We start from the raw sequence: 17,918 nt of genomic DNA on the forward strand, positions 1-17,918 counted from the left end.
TGGGCTGCAGCGCGGACCGCCTACTCCGCCGGTGCTTCGCTGGTACTGCCGCTCGTGTTGGCGCGGCTGGCGAGAAATCCCAGTGCCAGCCCGCCGACCGCAAGGATCGGGATCAGCTTCTTGACGCCGACGGCGCGGATCACCTGGATGCCGGCCGCAACCAGCATCGGATCGGACAGCACGGTCTGCGCGGTGGATTTTGCCATCTTCGCCGCCAGTTCGGCGCGCGCCTCGATCTGCTTCTTGCGGACCATGTAGCAACCGGCCGCGATCAGAGTGACTACGAAGAAGAAGCCAGCGCCGGTCAGGCAGGCCTGCACCGGGCCGTAATTTTGCAGAACGAACACGAAGGCGGCGGCGCACAGAAATGCGGCGGTGATGAGCAACGCCATCGCCGCGGCTGCCGCCAGCGATGTCAGCCGCAGCGTGCTGCTGGCCGAATTCTTGAAATCGTCAATCCATCGCTGAAACATGGCCAAGCCTCGATCTGAAACACCTCGATCTGAAAACAACAGCGCAACAAACCATAGGGCGCACCATCATTACCGACGCGAGAACGATCTGCGCCCGGATCCAAGACTATCTGCCCCAAAACCTACCTGCGCCACGTCAAGCCGATCAGCAAGCCTATGCCGAGCGCGAGGCCCACGGCTGCCAGCGGACGCTGCGTAATGGCGTCTTCCAGCGTCTCCTCGATGGACGAAGCTGCGTCTTGAGCGGCATCTATCATCGCGCTGCCGCGTTCGGACACATCCTCCACAGCCTGTTCCGCATTGGCGCGCGCCTGCTTGTAGCCGCGCCGCGCCTGCTTGCCGGCGGTGCCGGCAAAATTGTTCAACGCATCGGTGATCTGCTCGGTCAGGGCTGCGATATCGTTTTTCACGGCGATTACATCCTTCTGCAGGCGTTCATAGGTCGCTTTGTCGGTCGGATTTTTCGCCGCGGCTTCACCGTTCGTCATCGACATCGAAAGCTCCCAGGTACTGAAATCAGGTGCGGAACAAACGCCCCGTCGAAGGGGAAGTTCCCGATGCGGAGTTTGCTATTCCTCCGGCAGTTGCGGCGAAGCCGGCGGCATCAGATGCTCCTTCACGATCAGCGCGACGATCAGAAGCGGCGACGACAGGAACGCGCCCATCGGCCCCCACAGCCAGGTCCAGAACGCCAGCGCCAGGAACACGGCGAGCGCGTTGAGCGCCAGCCGGCGTCCGACGATCATCGGCGTCAGGAAATGGCCTTCCAGGAAGGTCATGACCGCAAATATCGCCGACGCCAGCAGGCCGGCGCTGATGGTGGGGAGCGCGACGAGACCGACCACGACCAGGACGGCGAACATCGCGACCGGGCCGATGATCGGGATGAAATTCAGGATCGCGGCCAGTGCGCCGAGACTGGCCGGATTGGGCATGCCCGTAACCGCGCAGATCAGGCCGGTGGCAATGCCGACACCGACATTGATCATGGTCACCATCAGGAGGTAGCCGCCGAGATGGTCCTCGATCTCGTTGAGGATCCGCAGCGCCCGCAGCCGCCACGCGCGCTCGCCGAAATTCATGATCAAGGCCCGGCGCAGGTCCCGCCAGCTCGCGATGAACAGGATCAGCGTCGCAATGAACAGCAGGAATTCGGCAAAGGTCGGCGACAGGAACTCCAATGTCGGCTGCACCCAGTCGATCTTCGGCAGATGCAATGTCGTGAGCGTGTCGGGACCGCCGAGCATGCTCTGCAACTCCTGCCAGAGCGCGAGCGGCCGGTCGAACACGTGCAGCTTCTCCTTCAGCAGCGACCCCAGCTCAGGAAGCTTGCCGCTCCATTCGACCGCGGGCGATGCGATCAGGCTGACCATGAAGGCCGAGGCGGCACTGACGACCGCCACGATCAGTACAGCCGCGACCGGGCGCGGGATGCGATAGCGCTCCAGGAGATTGGCGGCCGGCGAGAGCATAGTGCCGACGATGAAGGCCATCGTGATCGGCAGAAAGAACGCCTTGGCAAGGTAAAGGCCGGCGATGATGCAGATGATCAGCAGGCCAACGAGGGCGGTGGCCACCACTTCCGTGCGGCGGATGACCGGCGGCAATTCGGTCTTGCTGTCGGGGACCGGCGCGCCTTCCTGCTCGTGGGGGAGCTGGCGTTCACGGGGCAACGGCTTTGTCGGCGGAGATTTGGAAGCCAAGGGCTTGGCAGTCGAAGGCTTGGTGGGAATGACGCTCACAATGGCTTTCCCTCGCCCGAAGCGGCGATGACACGGCAAAGGCGACGTTGCAAACCGGACTGCGATCATAACGTGACGCGAACGTGCGGGTTCCAATCGCGCAGGCGTGAGCGGTGTTGCATAAGGCGCGTTGTGGCGTGGCGTCGGCCGCACGGAACCGCCGGCCCGCAGCCGCGTTTGTTGGTGCAGAGCATCCAATGATGCACACATCCAGCGGGGCAGGCCCATGACACAGTCCACCGATCGCCGGCTTTCGTCGCGCGTGGCAAGCGCGCTCGTCCTCGTCAGCGCCGTCTTGCTGACGCCGTTAGTGATATCGAGCGCGAACGCGCAGACGCTCGGCTACGCTTCGACCCAGCCGAATGGATATCCCGCCGATGAGGTGATCGCGTCCGACGAGGGCGCGACGCCGGAACGGCTTCGCCGCGCTGTCGTCGCCTTTGGCACGACGGAGGCGCCCGGCACCATCATCATCGATACCGGCAACACGACGCTCTACTACGTGCTCGGCCAGGGCCGTGCCATCAGGTACGGCGTCGGCGTCGGCCGCGAAGGCTTTACCTGGTCCGGCGTGCAGACCATCAGCCGCAAGGCGGAATGGCCGGACTGGCATCCGCCGGCCCAGATGATCGCGCGCCAGCCCTATCTGCCGCGCTTCATGGCCGGCGGTCCCGGCAATCCGCTCGGCGCGCGGGCGATGTATCTCGGCACCAGCCAGTACCGCATTCACGGCACCAACGATCCCTCGACGATCGGGAAATTCGTCTCATCGGGCTGCGTCCGCCTGACCAATGAGGACGTCATCGATCTGTTCAGCCGGGTCGATGTCGGCACCAGGGTCGTGGTGCTGCCGAAGAATGCGCCGGTGATGGCGCGAGGCGGGGATAGCAGGACTGGCATCACAGCCCGTCCGGCCGGCGTGCATCCGCGCCCGGTCGCGACCGCACCCTCGGGCCGCCAGGCGCTGAACCTGACGGCGCCGCAAGTAAACTGAACGGACGCGTCGTGTTGCGTGACAGGAGAAGCTTGATGCGATCGGGAAAACTCACAGCATGGGGGGCAGCCGCACTGATGTGCGCCTCGATGCTGGCGCCGGCCGCGCAGGCCCAGGACTTTTTCTCGCAACTGTTCGGCGGCTTCGGCCGCCCGCGCCATCAGCCCTTTATCCAGATGCCGTTCGGCAACGACGACGGCCAGGTCTACGCGCCGCGCGGCGAGGGGCGTGGCCGCTACGGCGGAGGCGGTGGCCAGGCCTATTGCGTGCGGACCTGCGACGGGCGCTATTTCCCGGTGCCTGCATCTGATAATGCGAGCCGGGCGGCCGCCTGCAACAAACTGTGTCCGGCGAGCGAGACCAAATTGTTTTACGGCAGCAGCATCGACAACGCCGCCGCCGACAACGGCAAGCCCTACTCGGAATTGCCGAACGCATTCCGTTATCGCAACGAACTCGTCGCCGGCTGCACCTGCAACGGCAAGGATCAGGTCGGGCTGGCGCCGGTCAAGATCGAGGACGATCCGACGCTACGCAGGGGCGACATCGTCGCCGGCGAGAACGGCCTTCTGGTCGCAGGCCGCAGCGGTGACAGGCGTGGCGCGGAGCTGAATTTCTCGCCTGCATCCGAGAAGGTCCGCGCCAAGTATGGGCGTGTGCCGGTGGTTGCGAGGGAGTGAGGATGATTGCCGGCTGTCATGGCCGGGCTTGACCCGGCCATCCATCGCCTTCGCACGAATCTTCTGAAGATGGATGGATGCCCGGGTCAAGCCCGGGCATGACGAGTCTTTACGCCGCGCGGATCTTGCCGAGGAAATCAGTGACCTGATTGCCGAGTTGCTGGCTCTGCGTCTCCAGCGTCTGGGAAGCCTGCTTCACATCCTCGGCGGCGGCGGCTGCCGCGTCCGCATCGGCCTTCACGCCGGTGATGTTGTCGGACACATTCTTGGTGCCCTGCGCGGCGAATTGCGTCGAGCGCGTGATCTCCTGGGTGGCGGCGCCCTGTTGCTGCACGGCTGTGGCAATCGCAGTCGCTACCTCATTGACCTCGCCGATGATGCTGCCGATGCCCTTGATGGCGTCGATGGCCTCGCCCGCGACCCGCTGGATGTCAGAGATCTGCTCGGAGATTTCCTCCGTCGCCTTCGCCGTCTGGCTCGCCAGCGATTTGACTTCGGAGGCGACCACCGCGAAGCCGCGGCCGGCCTCGCCGGCGCGCGCGGCCTCGATGGTGGCGTTGAGCGCCAGGAGGTTGGTCTGGGCGGCGATGGTGTTGATGAGACCTACGACTTCGCCGATCCGTCCCGCCGATTGGGCGAGCCCCTGGACCGTGCCGTCGGTGTCGCGCGCCTGGCCGACCGCGCGGCTGGCGATACCGGCGGCGTGCACCGCCTGCTGGCTGATGTCGTTGATCGAGGCGCTGAGCTCTTCGGAAGCCGCGGCCACGGTCTCGACGCTCATCGAGGCATCGCCGGAAGCCTTCTCGGCGACCTGGACCCGCTCGTTGGTCTGGCGCGAAATCGTCGACAGGCCGGCCGAGGTGGTTCGCATCTGGCCGGAAGCATCGCCGAGCTGGTTGAGCGTCTGGCGCACCAAGCTCTCGAACTCGCCGACATAGCTCTCGATCGCCTGCTGCCGCGCCATGGCGCCGGCGTTGCGTTCGCGCTCTTGCGCCTCGATCCGGGCCTTGTCGGTGGCCTGCTGCTTGAAGGTCTCCAGCGCGCCGGCCAGCGCGCCGATTTCGTCGTGGCGCGCGGCGTAGCCGGTATCGATGTGGAGGTCGCCGGCTGCGACCTTCAGCATGGCGTCGCGCATGGTGTGGAGCGGCTTGATGACGCGGCGCGTGACGATCGCCATGGCGCCGAACGCCAATGTGAGCGCGCCGGTCAGCAGGGCGAGCTGCATGACCAGCGAGCGCTGGGCCGTGGAGCGCAGCAGCGTGGCATGATCCCTGGCGGCGTCGAGCGCGCCTTCGGCGACAGTGACGGCGGCACCGAGACGCCCGACCGTGACCGGGGTCCACTGGTTGGCAGTCAGCTCCGGCTTCTCGCCGGCCGCAATCTGCGTCAGCAGCCGGTCGCGCAGGTTGAGATAGGACGGCTCGAAATAGGCGGTCTTGGTCGCGGCGATCGCGCTTGAGATCGCCGGCGGCAACGCCATCCCCGACGCAGTCAGCTGCAGCGCGCCCCACGCGGCGTCGATGCCGCCGGCATATTTCGTGTAGGCATGGTTCGCCTCCGGCGAGACCTTCCCGGAGCTGAGGCCGGTCGAGACGATCAGCGAGGCTTCGCCGGCGGTGTTACGCAACAGCCAGGCGATCTGCTTGATCGCCAGCAACTGGTCGATGGTCGCGTCCTGGTGATTGACGGCGGCGGAAAGGGCGCCGGAAAGCTTCTCGAGCACCTCCAGCATCGCGTTCGCCGCAGCCATGTATTCCTTGGCCAGTTCGGGACGGCGCAGCGCCTTCGGCTTGGCCACCGCTTCCCAGAACTCCTTCTGCAGCGTGCCCATCGTCTTGAACACGCGGTCGAATTCCGGCACGAGCGTCTGTTGCTGCGCGAATTCCAGGCTGCCGAGCAGGCCGAGCGCGCTGCCCATCGCCGGCATTTCGGTGTCGCGGATGTTGCGCAGATACTTCTCGATATCGGGGTCCATCGGCGCATCGGAATTCAGCAACCGGTTGGTCGTGGAGCGGTCGGTGCGCAGATTGTGCATCGCCTTGAAGATGTTCGCCGAGGCATCGGCGATCACCGCAATGCGGCTCGCCGCCTGCAAACGGCCCCAGGAGTCCCAGGCGTTGAGCGAAAATCCAACCACCACGCAGAAGGAGGTGACGAGGATGACGGTCTTCAGCAGCGCGGATACGGTCAGACGATTCAACATGATGCTCCCCCAAGACGCCCGGCCATTTGGGGGAAGAACCGTAAAAACTTAACGAGGACGGCTTGGTAGAACTACGAGGGTTCCTGGAAATGATTGCAGGTATTTCGATCATTCAATGTTCCGCCGGATGGAACCGGCAGCTTTCGCATGCTTGTCAGTATCCTCATGACCTTCCTGGTCGTTATTCTCGTTCTCTATCTCATCAACCTGCTGCCGCTCGACGGCCGCGCCAAGCAGATTGCCCGTGTCGTCGTGTGATCTCGCTGCTGAGATACATCACCGTTTAGGGCGCGCGGTGGACGTTATCTCGGGCCGCGTGCCGCGATGACCGACAGAGCGATCGCTGCGGTAGCGAGCAGAATCTGATGCAGTGATTGAGGCCGCAACGAAAGAAGCCCCGGCGTCGAGCCGGAGCTTTCGATTCAAGTACGCTCTATTTCAAGCTTTTGAACCAGTCGTCCACGTCCTTGTGGATCTGGTCCTTGGCAAAGCCGTAGCGCTGCTGCAGCTTGCCTTCGAGTTGTTCGCGACGGCCCTCGATCACGTCGAGATCGTCATCGGTGAGCTTGCCCCACTTCTCCTTGGCGGCGCCCTTGAATTGTTTCCAGTTCCCTTCGACCCTGTTCCAATCCATCGTCATCTCCTCCTGTATTGAGATGATGATCAACGGCAATCCGCGCCGGACGTTCCTGCCGGATCCGCGGCATCATGACATGGTTCAGCCTGCCGCCTTCGCCTCGCGGCGGCGCGCGGTGAGGATGTATTCGGTGTAGCCGTTCGGTTGCTCGCGTCCCTTGAAGACGAGGTCGCAGGCGGCCTGGAAGGCGACACCGTCGAACGAAGGCGCCATCGGCTTGTAGAGCGGATCGCCGGCATTCTGCTTGTCGACCACGACCGCCATCCGCTTCAGCGATTCCATCACCTGGTCCTTGCTGACGACGCCATGCGCCAGCCAGTTCGCCAGATGCTGGCTCGAGATGCGCAACGTCGCACGATCTTCCATCAGGCCGACGTCGTGGATGTCGGGCACCTTGGAGCAGCCGACGCCCTGGTCGATCCAGCGCACGACATAGCCCAAAATGCCCTGGCAGTTGTTGTCGATCTCCTGCTTGACGTCGTCGGGCGCCCAGTTCGACTGCGACATCGGGATAGTGAGGATGTCGGAGAGCTTTGCGCGCTGGCCGCCCTTGGCGAGTTCCTGCTGGCGCGCGATCACGTTGACCTGATGATAATGCAGCGCGTGCAGCGTGGCCGCGGTCGGCGACGGCACCCACGCGGTGGTCGCGCCGGCCTGCGGATGGCCGAGCTTCTGGGTGAGCATGTCGGCCATCTTGTCGGGCGCCGCCCACATACCCTTGCCGATCTGGGCATGGCCGGGCAGGCCGTCGATCAGGCCCATGTCGACGTTCCAGTCTTCATAGGCCTTGATCCAGGGCTGCGCCTTCATGTCGTTCTTGCGGATCATCGGGCCCGCTTCCATCGAGGTGTGGATTTCGTCGCCGGTACGGTCGAGGAAGCCGGTATTGATGAAGCAGATGCGCTTTGACGCGTTCTGGATGCAGGCCTTGAGGTTGACCGTGGTGCGGCGCTCCTCGTCCATGATGCCGACCTTCATGGTGTTTTCCGGCAGGCCGAGCAGCTTCTCAACTTCGCCGAAAAGCTCACACGTCAGCGCGACTTCGTCGGGGCCGTGCATCTTCGGCTTGACGATGTAGACCGAACCGGTGCGGCTGTTTTTGGTCTTCGAAGAACCCTTGAGGTCGTGGATCGCGAGCAGCCCGGCGACGGCGGCATCGAGCAGGCCTTCCGGAATCTCCTCGCCCTTTTCGTCGAGTACGGCGTCGGTGAACATGTGATGGCCGACATTGCGCATCAGCAAGAGGCTGCGGCCGTGCAGCGTGAGTTGCTTGCCGTCGGGCGTCTTGTAGACGCGGTCGGGATTGAGCGCGCGCTTCAGCGTCTTGCCGCCCTTCTCGAAATCCGCCGAGAGCGTGCCGTCCATCAGGCCGAGTGTGTTGCGATAGACCAGCACCTTGTCTTCGGCATCGACGGCGGCGACCGAGTCTTCCATGTCGAGAATGGTCGACACCGCCGATTCCAGGATCATGTCGGCGACGCCTGCGGGATCGTCCTTGCCGATGACGTGGCTGCGGTCGACCTTCACTTCGACATGCATGCCGTTGTTGACCAGCAGGATCGCAGTCGGTGCGGCAGCATCGCCCTGATATCCGGCGAACTGCGAAGCAGACTTCAATGCGGTGGCATTGCCGCTCTTGAGTTTCACGGCGAGCTGGCCGGCGATGACGCTGTAGGACGTCACGTCGGTATGGCTGCCGGTCGCGAGCGGCACAGCCGCATCGAGGAAGGCTTTTGCCTTGGCGATCACCTTGTCGCCGCGCGCCTTGTTGTAGCCGCGGCCAGCCTCGCTCGGATCGTGCGGGATCGCGTCGGTGCCGTAGAAGGCGTCATAGAGTGAACCCCAGCGCGCATTCGCCGCGTTCAGCGCGTAGCGGGCGTTGGTGAGGGGAACGACGAGCTGCGGTCCGCAGATCTTGCCGATTTCCTCGTCGACGTTGGCGGTCTCAACTGCCTTTGTCGCCGGCTCCGGCAGCAGATAGCCGATCTCCTTGAGGAAAGCCGTATAGGCGTTCATGTCGAACGGCTTGCCCTTGTTGGCGCGATGCCAGCCGTCGATCTTGGTCTGCAGCGCGTCGCGGAAGGCGAGCAGCTCGCGGTTTTTCGGCCCCAGCTTCTTGATGATATCAGCGACACCGGCCCAGAACGCGTCGGGGGAAATCCCGGTCTTGGGGGTCGCCTCCTTGGCGATGAAATCGAACAGGACGGGGGCGATCTTCAATCCGTGGGCGTCGACACGATTCATGACGGGCTTTCTCAAAAGGAATGGCGCTTACACGCTGTTTTCGGGCGAAAAGCAGCAAAAAACGCGCCAAAGGGGCAGCGTTGGCCGCCCTTTTAGCCCTAAAGCCGGGTCGATGAGAAGTGCCTAAAAGGCCTAGATATTGGCCGCCAGATCCACCAATTCGTCGAACAGAATGCCGGTTTCCGCCAGCATCCGCTCGATCTCGTCGGTCGCATCCGAAACCGTCTTGGCCGAGGTGTCGATGCTGAGCTCCGCGCGGGCCGGCGGCTGGTAGTCGTTGCCGATCCCGGTGAAGGCCTGCAGCGTGCCGGCGCGCGCCTTGGCGTAATGGCCCTTGGGGTCACGGCTCTCGCAGATCTCGGCCGGCGTTGCGACATAGATCTCGCGGAACGTCGTGTCGGCGATGCGGCGGGCGGCGGCGCGATCATCCGCCGACGGTGACACCGCGGCGACAACCGCAATGTGTCCGTTGCGCGCCAGATGCGTTGCGACTTCCGCCAAGCGGCGGATGTTTTCGGTGCGGTCTTGCGGCGAAAAGCCGAGATCGCCGTTGAGGCCCGCGCGCAAGGTGTCGCCGTCGAGCAGGATCGGCGAACCGCCACGCGAAAACAGTCGCCGCTCCAGCGCGCGCGCCAGCGTCGATTTTCCCGAGCCCGGCAGGCCGGTCAGCCAGATCACCGCGCCGTTGTGGCGATAGCGCGCCGAGCGTTCCTCGGGGCGCAATGCGCTTTCGACCGGCACGATGTCGATCGGGACGGCGCGCTGTCCGGCGTCGACCGACAGCACGAGGCCGCCGCCGGCGATGCGGCCGTTGACCTCGATCACCAGCCGCCCGGTGCGCGGATTATCCTGATAGGGATCGGCCGCGATCGGCTGCGCCAGCGAAATATCGATTTCGCCAACATGATTGCGCGCGATCGCCTTGGTCTCCTCATTGGAGAGTTCGCCGGGATCGACTGCCTTCTCGATAGCGACGACACTGGCGCGCGATTCCCGCGTGCCGAGGCGGATCAGGATCTGATCGCCCTTCGACAGCGGCTTGTCGTGCAGCCAGAAGATTCGGGCACGAATCCGCCTTGTGTCGCGCGGGGTGGCACCGGCATGGGCGATGACGTCGCCGCGTTCGATAAACAATTCACGGTCGAGAGTGATGCCGACCGAACGGCCGGCGCCATGGCTACCCGTGAGCGGCGTCACCGGCCAGCTCTCGACGGACTTGATCTTCGCAATCTTGCCGGCCGGCATGATGACGATTTCATCGCCGGCGCTCAAGCTGCCGGATTCGATGCGACCCGCCACGATGCGGCGGTCGTCGAATTTATAGATCGCCTGCACCGGCAAGCGCAGCGCCAGTTGCTCCAGCGGCCGGGCCGGTTCGAGCGCATCGAGCGCTTCGACCACGGTCGGTCCCTGATACCAGCCGATCCGCGGCGTGTGTTCGGCAACGCCGTCGCCGTCGCGGGCGGAAATCGGAATCACGGCTGTGGGCGTCACGCCGAGGCCAATCAGGTGCGCCGAAATCTCGTCGCTGATTTCCTTGAAACGATCCGCGCTGAAATCGACGCGGTCCATCTTGTTGACGACGATCGCGACCTGCTTGATGCCCAATAGATGCAGCAGATAGCCGTGCCGTCTGGTCTGGTCGCGCACGCCTTCCAGCGCGTCGATGATCAGCACCGCGCCATCGGCCTGCGAGGCGCCGGTGATCATGTTGCGGAGGAATTCGGCATGGCCGGGCGCGTCGATCAGCACGACGTCGCGCGAGCGGGTGCGGAAGCGGATCTGCGTGGTGTCGATGGTGATGCCCTGGTCGCGCTCGGTCTGCAGCGCGTCCAGGAGGAACGACCATTCGAACGGCATGCCGCGCCGCGCGCTGACCGCCTTCAGCATTTCAAGCTTGCCTTCGGGAAGGCTGCCGGTTTCATGCAGCAAGCGACCGACCAAGGTGGATTTGCCGTGATCGACATGGCCGACGATGACGATGCGAACCTGCGGTCGCGTCGTGCCATTTGGCATCGACGTGGTGCCGTTCGGCGTGGCCGAGACGCTTGCGGGGAGGATCATGTTCATTGCGACGCTCACACCAAATGTCTGTCAGAGATAGCCGGCGACACGCAGCCGCTCGAATGCATCTTCGGTTTCGTGATCGAGTGCGCGGCCGGCGCGCTCCGGCACCTTGGTGCCGTCGAGTTCGGTCAGGATCTCATCGATGCTGGAAGCGGTCGAAGCCACCGGGTTGGTGATGTCCTGGTCACCCAGCGAGCGATAGCGCTTGCCGTCGTTCGACAGATACAGCGGGATGATCGGAATGTTCTCGCGCTTGGTGTAGGCCCAGATGTCGGCTTCGGTCCAATGCAGGATCGGATGGATGCGCAAATGCGCGCCTGTTGGCGGCGACGCGTTGAACTGGTCCCAGAATTCCGGGGGCTGATCGCGCACGTCCCAGCCGCCTTCGAGTCCACGCGGCGAGAACACGCGCTCCTTGGCGCGTGTGGCTTCTTCATCGCGGCGAATGCCGGCGATCAAGCCGTCGAAACCATATTTGGTCAGCGCCCATTTGAGCCCCTCGGTCTTGCGCGCGGCGGAACGTGCGGCCGGCGGCAGGGTCGGGTCGACGGCGTCGATCGGCGGGCAGGGCTCGATCTTGAGATCGAGCTCCCATTCCTTGCCGAAGCGATCGCGGAACGCATACATCTCCGGAAATTTCTTGCCGGTGTCGACGTGAAGCGCCGGAAACGGCACGCGGCCGAAGAAGGCCTTGCGCGCCAGCCAGATCATCACGTTGGAATCTTTCCCCAGCGACCACAGCAACGCGAGCTTCTTCAGCCGCGCGAACGCCTCCCGGAGAATGTAGATGCTCTGCGCCTCGAGTTCGTCGAGATGGTCCATCGAGGGCGGCGGCAGCCGTCCGTCGGCCAAAATTTTCGGCACGGATGATGCTTTGGTGAAGGCTGCGGGCCGCAACCCGTGTCCGCCGGATTCATTGTCGAGAAGATGCATCTCTGGGCCTTGGACTTCGGAGTGGAAAAATTCTAAAGTTGCGCCGCAATAGAGAAGAAATAATTTTCTCTTTGCGGGCGTTGAACGACACATATATAGAAAATAATTCCAGTCAACCCCGAAGTGGGGGAAGCGAGTTTCGCATGCGATTCCTGCCCGTGTTTCTCGATCTGCAAAGCGGCGTGGTGCTGCTCGTCGGAGCCGGCGAACTCGTGCGCGCGAAGTTGCGCCTGCTGGCGTCAGCCGGAGCGAGTGTCCGCTGGTATGCGACCGACGGCAGCCATGACGTTTCGGGGCTCGATGCGGCCGTTGATGCCCGGATCGAACGCGCCACCGGCGATCCGCTCACTTCCGATCTGTCCGGCGTGATCGCAATCCTTTGCGCCGGCGCCGGCGATATCGGTGTTGCGATGTCGGCGCACGCGAAAGCGGTCGGGCTGCCCATCAATGTGATGGACGATCTCGCGCATTCCACTTTCATCTTTCCCGCGATCGTCGATCGCGGCGACGTCGTCGTCGCCGTCGGCACCGGCGGCGCGTCGCCGGTGGTCGCGCGCCGCGTGCGCGAGCGCATCGAAGCGGTGCTGCCGGCACGCATCGGCGATCTCGCCGCCTTCATCGGCAGCTTTCGCAAATCGATGCATGCGCGCATTCCCGAATTCCCGTTGCGCCGCCGCTTCTGGGAGCGCGTGATCGACGGCCCGATCGGCGCACTGGTGCTCGCCGGCCGCAAGGACGAGGCCGAAAAAGCCTTGAACGAAATCGCCGACCCCTCCGCCTTCGCCGGCGCGAGCAAGGACGGCAAGGCGGAAGGCCGTGTGACGCTGGTCGGCGCCGGACCGGGCGATCCGGATTTGCTCACCATCAAGGCGCTGCGCGCGCTGCAGGATGCGGATATCGTTTTCTACGACGAACTGGTCTCGCCGGAAATTCTCGATCGCATCCGCCGCGACGCCGCGCGCATTCCGGTCGGCCGCCGTGTCGGCAAACCCGGCATCGGCCAGGATGCGATCAACAAATTGCTGATTGATGCTGCGAAGGCAGGACAGCGCGCGGTGCGGCTGAAGGGCGGCGATCCCTTCATCTTCGGCCGCGGCGGCGAGGAGATCGAAGTGCTGCGCGAAGCCGGCGTCGCCTATTCGGTGGTGCCCGGCATTACCGCAGGCCTCGGTGCCGCCGCGCAGTTCGAGGCGCCACTGACCTACCGTCACGAAGCGCTGCGCATCACTTTCCTGACCGCGCACAAGGCAAAGGACGCCGAGACGGTCGACTGGTCGGTGCTGACCGACAAGAAGATGACCATCGTGGTCTACATGGGCATGACGGCCGCGCCGTCGGTGCGCGCGGGTCTTTTGGCCGCCGGCCGGTTGCCGCAAACGCCCGTCGGCGTGTTCGCGCGGGTGACGCGGGCGGATGCGCAGGCCGTGGTCGGCACGCTCGAGAATCTTCCTGCGCTGGTCGAAAAAATCGATGGCGGTCCTGCCATCCTCATCATCGGCGACGTCGTCGCGCATTCCGCGCCGTGGCGCCAGTCCAACCTCAATCAAGTCATCTCCAAACTGCTGGATGCTGCTGAATGACCTCTCCGCTTCAACAAAAAATCAAGATCACGGGCCCCTCGATGGTGACCGCCAACCGCACCTCGGATGGCATCGTGATCTATCGCACCGCGCAGCAGGGCTGGTCGGCAAGCTTGTCGGACGCTGCGATCGTCCACACTTCCGATGAGGCGCGGGTGCTGCTCAACGAAGCCAATGCCGACGACGTCGGCGCGATCGGCGCCTATATCGCGCCAGTCGAGCTCAAGGACAGCGGCGAAATCAAACCCGGCAATTTGCGCGAACGCATCCGGTCGAAGGGTCTCACCATTGACCTGCTTCCGGCTTGAAACGACGTATCAAGGCTGATCCATCATGTACGCATATGACGAACTCGATCGCACGCTGATCAATGAACGCGTGTCCGAATTCCGGGACCAGGTGAAGCGCCGTCTCACCGGCGAACTCACCGAGGATGAATTCAAGATGCTGCGGCTGCAGAACGGCGTCTATCTGCAACTGCACGCCTACATGTTCCGCGTCGCCATTCCCTACGGCACGCTGTCGTCGAAGCAGTTGCGGCGGCTCGCCCACGTCGCGCGCCGCTACGACCGCGGCTACGGCCATTTCACGACCCGGCAGAACATCCAGTTCAACTGGATCAAGCTTTCCGATCTGCCCGATGCGCTCGCTGAACTCGCCGAGGTCGGCATCCACGCGATGCAGACGTCCGGCAACAACATGCGCAACGTCACCTCGGACCAGTGGGCCGGCGTCGCGCCGGGCGAGGTCGAGGATCCCCGTATCTGGTCGGAAATCCTGCGCCAGCACACCACGCTGCATCCGGAATTCTCGTTCCTGCCGCGCAAGTTCAAGATCGCGATCACTGCGTCCGAGCATGACCGCGCCGCGATCAAGGTCCACGACATCGGCCTGCGCCTGCACAGGAACGCCGACGGCGAGACCGGCTTCGAGGTACTGGTCGGCGGCGGCCTCGGCCGCACGCCGTTCATCGGCAAGACGATCAAGCCGTTCGTGCACGGCCGCGATATCCTGAGTTACGTCGAGGCGATCCTGCGCGTCTACAACCAGTACGGCCGCCGCGACAACATCTACAAGGCGCGCATCAAGATTCTGGTGCATGAGCTCGGCATCGAAAAGTTCGCCAAGGAGGTCGATGAGGAATGGAAGCAGATGGGTCACAGCGCCCTGACGCTCGACCATTCCGTCATTGAGGAAGTGCGCTCGCGTTTCTCCTATCCGGTCTATGAGAAGCTGCCGCACATGCCGGACGAGCTGAAGCAGGCCGCGCATGATCCGTTGTTCGAGCGCTGGCGCAAGAACTCTGTGGCCCCGCACAGGGTGCAGGGCTATTCGATCGTGACGCTGTCATTGAAGCCGGTGGGCGGCCCGCCCGGCGACGCCACCGCCGACCAGATGGATGCGGTCGCCGATCTCGCCGACAAGTATTCCTTCGGCGAAATCCGTGTCGGTCACGAGCAGAACCTGGTGCTGCCCCATGTCGCCAAGCGCGACCTGCCGCAGCTATGGAAGGCGCTCGACCGGATCGGGCTCGCTACCCCGAACGTCAATCTGGTCACCGACATCATCGCGTGCCCGGGGCTGGACTACTGCTCGCTGGCCAATGCGCGCTCGATTCCGATCGCGCAGGAACTGACCCGGCGTTTCGCCAATCATGACACCGCCGAGATGATCGGCCGTCTGCACATCAACATCTCCGGCTGCATCAACGCCTGCGGCCATCACCATGTCGGCCACATCGGTATTCTCGGCGTCGAGAAGAACGGTGAGGAGTTTTACCAGATCACGATCGGCGGCCGCGCCGACGAGAACGCGCAGATGGGCGCGCTGATCGGCCCGGCCGTTCCCTATGCGGAAGTTGCCGATGTGATCGAAGACATTGTCGAAGCCTATCTCGCGCTGCGCGACCGTCCCGAGGAACTGTTCGTCGATACGGTGAAGCGTCTGGGCGTCGAGCCATTCAAGGAGCGGGTTTATGCCACTCGTTAAGAACGGAAGAATTACCACCGACCTGTTCGTCCATATTGCCGAAGGCGCCGAATTGCCGGGCGATGGAGCGATCCTCGTTCCAGCGGCGCGGTTTCTCGAAGATCCGGAAGCCATGCTGCGGCGCCCGGGCAAGCTTGGGGTGATCTGGCCGAATAATCGAAATCTGGACGATCTCGTACCATATCTCGATCGTCTCGCCGCGGTAGCGCTGGTGTTCCCGTCCTTCCGCGACGGCCGCGCTTACAGCCAGGCGCGCCTGTTGCGCGAACGCCACGGCTATGACGGCGAATTGCGCGCCACCGGCCAAGTGCTGCGCGATCAGTTCGTGTTCATGTCGCGCGCCGGCTTCGACGCGTTCGAGGTGAAGAAGGATGCCGACGCCGATGCCTTCGCCGAGACCATGAAACGCTATTCGGTGTTCTACCAGCCGACCGGCGATGGCCGCGTCACCGCGCTCAATCGGCGGATGCAGTTGCGTCATTCGGAGAGTGCCGGCCAGTGAGCATGATCGTACAGCAGGCCCTGACCACGGATGCGGCGAATGTTTCGCCGGCGCAGGCGCTCGACCGCGCGTTGCGCGATGCGTCTCCGGCGGAAATTATTGAAACTGCACTGAAGACCGTCGGCCGCGAACAGCTTGCACTGGTGTCGTCGTTCGGCACGGAATCGGCGGCGCTGCTCAAGGTGATGGCAGATGTCGATCCCGCCATTCCCGTGATCTTCCTCGATACCGGATGGCTGTTTGAGGAGACGCTCGCCTATCGCGACACGCTGATCGCAGCCCTCGGCCTTCGTGACGTTCGCTCGATCAAGCCGCTGGAAGAGGCGCTGTCACGCCAGGATCCCGATCGCGAATTGTGGTTCTCCGATCCTGACGCCTGCTGCCGTATCCGTAAAGTGGAGCCGCTGGCGCGGGCGCTGAAGCCGTTCGCGGCGTGGATCAATGGACGCAAGCGGTTCCAGGGTGGGGCGCGCGCCGAAATACCCGTTGTCGAAGACGACGGTGCGAAACTGAAGTTCAACCCGTTCGCCAACGTTTCACGCGAAGAGATCGAAGCGATCTACAAAATGGCAAAATTGCCTCCGCATCCGCTGGTCGCCTCGGGCTATCTGTCGGTTGGATGCATGCCCTGCTCGAGCCGGACGGCGCCCGGTGAAGATGCGCGGGCCGGCCGCTGGCGCGGCCAGGCCAAGAGAGAATGCGGCATCCATACGACGAAGGCTTCTTAGGACAACGAGGCTGCGGAACCGCAAACAATGAAATGCGGTTTCGTTGACGAAGCGGCCTTTCGTCGCGACTTATACCTTCGTGTTTGATGATATGTTTGATCAAGCCGAATGGAGATCAACGATGATCCGTCGCATTCTGCCGCTCGTCGCCGGATTGCTCTGGGCGAGCTCGGCCTTCGCTGCCGATCATACCCTGCTCAACGTGTCCTACGATCCGACGCGCGAACTCTACGCCGATTTCAACAAGGCGTTCGCGGCGGCCTATCAGAAGGAAACCGGCAAGAGCGTCGAGATCAAGCAGTCGCATGGCGGCTCGGGCTCGCAGGCGCGCGCGGTGATCGACGGCCTGCAGGCGGACGTGGTCACGCTGGCGCTGGCCTATGACATCGACGCCATCGCCGCCAAGGGTCTGGTGGCGCCGGACTGGCAGAAGCGCCTGTCGCTGAATGCGTCGCCTTATACGTCAACGATCGTGTTCCTGGTGCGCAAGGGTAATCCCAAGGCGATCAAGGATTGGGACGATCTGATCAAGCCCGGCGTGCAGGTGATCACGCCGAACCCGAAGACCTCGGGCGGTGCGCGCTGGAATTATCTGGCGGCGTGGGGCTTTGCGGAAAAGAAATTCGGCTCCGCCGACAAGGCAAAGAAGTTCGTCGCCGACCTCTTCAAGAACGTGCCGGTGCTGGATACCGGCGCGCGCGGCTCGACGGTGACCTTCGTCGAGCGCGGCGTCGGCGACGTGCTGCTGGCGTGGGAGAACGAGGCGTTCTTGGCGCAGCGCGAGTTCGGCAAGGACAAGTTCGAGATCGTCGCGCCGCCATTGTCGATTCTCGCCGAGCCGCCGGTCGCGGTCGTCGACAAGGTTGCCGACAAAAAAGGCACCCGCGCCGTCGCCGAGGCCTACCTGAAGTATTGGTATACCAAGGAAGGTCAGGAAATTGCCGCACGCAATTCCTATCGTCCGCGCGATTCGGAAATTGCGAGGGAGTACGAAAAATCCTTCGCCAAGGTCGAACTTTTCACGATTGACGACGTTTTTGGTGGTTGGACCAAGGCGCAGAAGGATCACTTCGGCGAAGGCGGCATTTTCGACCAGATTTACAAGAATTGATCTGGCCAACAGTCAGCCAAAGCGGAAGCAGGGGG

The 17,918-nt window shown here is 63.6% G+C and carries 16 protein-coding genes and 1 pseudogene; 9 read left to right on the forward strand and 8 right to left on the reverse strand.

From position 1 onward, the window contains the following. Window positions 1-20: 20 nt before the first annotated feature. The 3 genes from V1294_RS07635 to V1294_RS07645 form a co-directional block, all read right to left on the reverse strand. Complete coding sequence (locus V1294_RS07635; protein ID WP_334496145.1) at window positions 21-473, reverse strand: hypothetical protein; 453 nt, start codon at window positions 471-473, stop codon at window positions 21-23. 122 nt (window positions 474-595) lie between these two features. Next, window positions 596-967: a DUF883 family protein gene (locus V1294_RS07640; RefSeq protein WP_334496147.1), complete on the reverse strand. Its 372-nt coding sequence runs from the start codon at window positions 965-967 to the stop codon at window positions 596-598. A 75-nt stretch (window positions 968-1,042) separates the two neighbouring features. Continuing rightward, the gene (locus tag V1294_RS07645) at window positions 1,043-2,146 is read right to left on the reverse strand and encodes an AI-2E family transporter (RefSeq protein ID WP_334504547.1); all 1,104 of its coding nucleotides are present in this window, start codon (window positions 2,144-2,146) and stop codon (window positions 1,043-1,045) included. Window positions 2,147-2,441: 295 nt separating this feature from the next. On the opposite strand from V1294_RS07645, the gene V1294_RS07650 reads away from it, so the two are divergent. Together V1294_RS07650 and V1294_RS07655 are read left to right on the forward strand one after the other, a co-directional pair. Beyond that, window positions 2,442-3,209, forward strand: a complete 768-nt coding sequence (locus V1294_RS07650; protein ID WP_334496148.1) for a L,D-transpeptidase — start codon at window positions 2,442-2,444, stop codon at window positions 3,207-3,209. A 35-nt stretch (window positions 3,210-3,244) separates the two neighbouring features. After that, window positions 3,245-3,889, forward strand: a complete 645-nt coding sequence (locus tag V1294_RS07655) for a DUF2865 domain-containing protein (RefSeq protein ID WP_334496150.1) — start codon at window positions 3,245-3,247, stop codon at window positions 3,887-3,889. 109 nt (window positions 3,890-3,998) lie between these two features. Here the strand turns inward: V1294_RS07655 and V1294_RS07660 are convergent, their stop codons facing one another. Continuing rightward, window positions 3,999-6,092 (reverse strand): methyl-accepting chemotaxis protein, encoded by a 2,094-nt coding sequence (locus tag V1294_RS07660; protein WP_334496151.1) that lies wholly within the window; start codon window positions 6,090-6,092, stop codon window positions 3,999-4,001. A gap of 147 nt (window positions 6,093-6,239) precedes the next feature. Here V1294_RS07660 and V1294_RS07665 point away from each other — a divergent pair. Next, window positions 6,240-6,347 (forward strand): annotated as a pseudogene (locus V1294_RS07665) (Thivi_2564 family membrane protein); the annotation flags it as partial. Between the two features lie 178 nt (window positions 6,348-6,525). Here the strand turns inward: V1294_RS07665 and V1294_RS07670 are convergent. From V1294_RS07670 to cysD, 4 genes are all read right to left on the reverse strand, one after another. Further along, window positions 6,526-6,726: a CsbD family protein gene (locus tag V1294_RS07670; protein ID WP_190241775.1), complete on the reverse strand. Its 201-nt coding sequence runs from the start codon at window positions 6,724-6,726 to the stop codon at window positions 6,526-6,528. 84 nt (window positions 6,727-6,810) lie between these two features. After that, on the reverse strand, window positions 6,811-8,973 hold the full coding sequence (locus tag V1294_RS07675) for a malate synthase G (RefSeq protein ID WP_334496153.1): 2,163 nt from the start codon (window positions 8,971-8,973) through the stop codon (window positions 6,811-6,813). Window positions 8,974-9,105: 132 nt separating this feature from the next. Continuing rightward, on the reverse strand, window positions 9,106-11,043 hold the full coding sequence (cysC, locus tag V1294_RS07680; protein ID WP_334496155.1) for an adenylyl-sulfate kinase: 1,938 nt from the start codon (window positions 11,041-11,043) through the stop codon (window positions 9,106-9,108). 24 nt (window positions 11,044-11,067) lie between these two features. Then, on the reverse strand, window positions 11,068-11,862 hold the full coding sequence (gene cysD / locus V1294_RS07685; protein ID WP_334489468.1) for a sulfate adenylyltransferase subunit CysD: 795 nt from the start codon (window positions 11,860-11,862) through the stop codon (window positions 11,068-11,070). 254 nt (window positions 11,863-12,116) lie between these two features. Here cysD and cysG point away from each other — a divergent pair, with 254 nt between their 5' ends. From cysG to V1294_RS07715, 6 genes are all read left to right on the forward strand, one after another. Then, a complete protein-coding gene (gene cysG / locus V1294_RS07690) occupies window positions 12,117-13,553 on the forward strand; it encodes a siroheme synthase CysG (RefSeq protein WP_334496157.1) in 1,437 nt (478 codons plus the stop codon). Beyond that, window positions 13,550-13,861, forward strand: coding sequence for a DUF2849 domain-containing protein (locus V1294_RS07695; RefSeq protein ID WP_108514273.1), 312 nt, complete (start codon window positions 13,550-13,552; stop codon window positions 13,859-13,861). Before cysG ends, V1294_RS07695 begins: the two co-directional genes overlap by 4 nt. 25 nt (window positions 13,862-13,886) lie before the next feature. After that, window positions 13,887-15,542: a nitrite/sulfite reductase gene (locus V1294_RS07700; protein ID WP_334496159.1), complete on the forward strand. Its 1,656-nt coding sequence runs from the start codon at window positions 13,887-13,889 to the stop codon at window positions 15,540-15,542. Then, window positions 15,529-16,044: a DUF934 domain-containing protein gene (locus V1294_RS07705; RefSeq protein WP_334476966.1), complete on the forward strand. Its 516-nt coding sequence runs from the start codon at window positions 15,529-15,531 to the stop codon at window positions 16,042-16,044. Before V1294_RS07700 ends, V1294_RS07705 begins: the two co-directional genes overlap by 14 nt. Before the next feature lie 2 nt (window positions 16,045-16,046). Further along, the gene (locus V1294_RS07710) at window positions 16,047-16,772 is read left to right on the forward strand and encodes a phosphoadenylyl-sulfate reductase (RefSeq protein WP_334504549.1); all 726 of its coding nucleotides are present in this window, start codon (window positions 16,047-16,049) and stop codon (window positions 16,770-16,772) included. 121 nt (window positions 16,773-16,893) lie between these two features. Then, window positions 16,894-17,883 carry a sulfate ABC transporter substrate-binding protein gene (locus tag V1294_RS07715; protein WP_334496160.1) on the forward strand — a complete coding sequence of 330 codons (990 nt, stop codon included), beginning with the start codon at window positions 16,894-16,896 and terminating at the stop codon, window positions 17,881-17,883. Window positions 17,884-17,918: the final 35 nt, after the last annotated feature.

This window comes from Bradyrhizobium sp. AZCC 1678 (genome assembly GCF_036924765.1).
GTDB classification, from domain to species: domain Bacteria; phylum Pseudomonadota; class Alphaproteobacteria; order Rhizobiales; family Xanthobacteraceae; genus Bradyrhizobium; species Bradyrhizobium algeriense.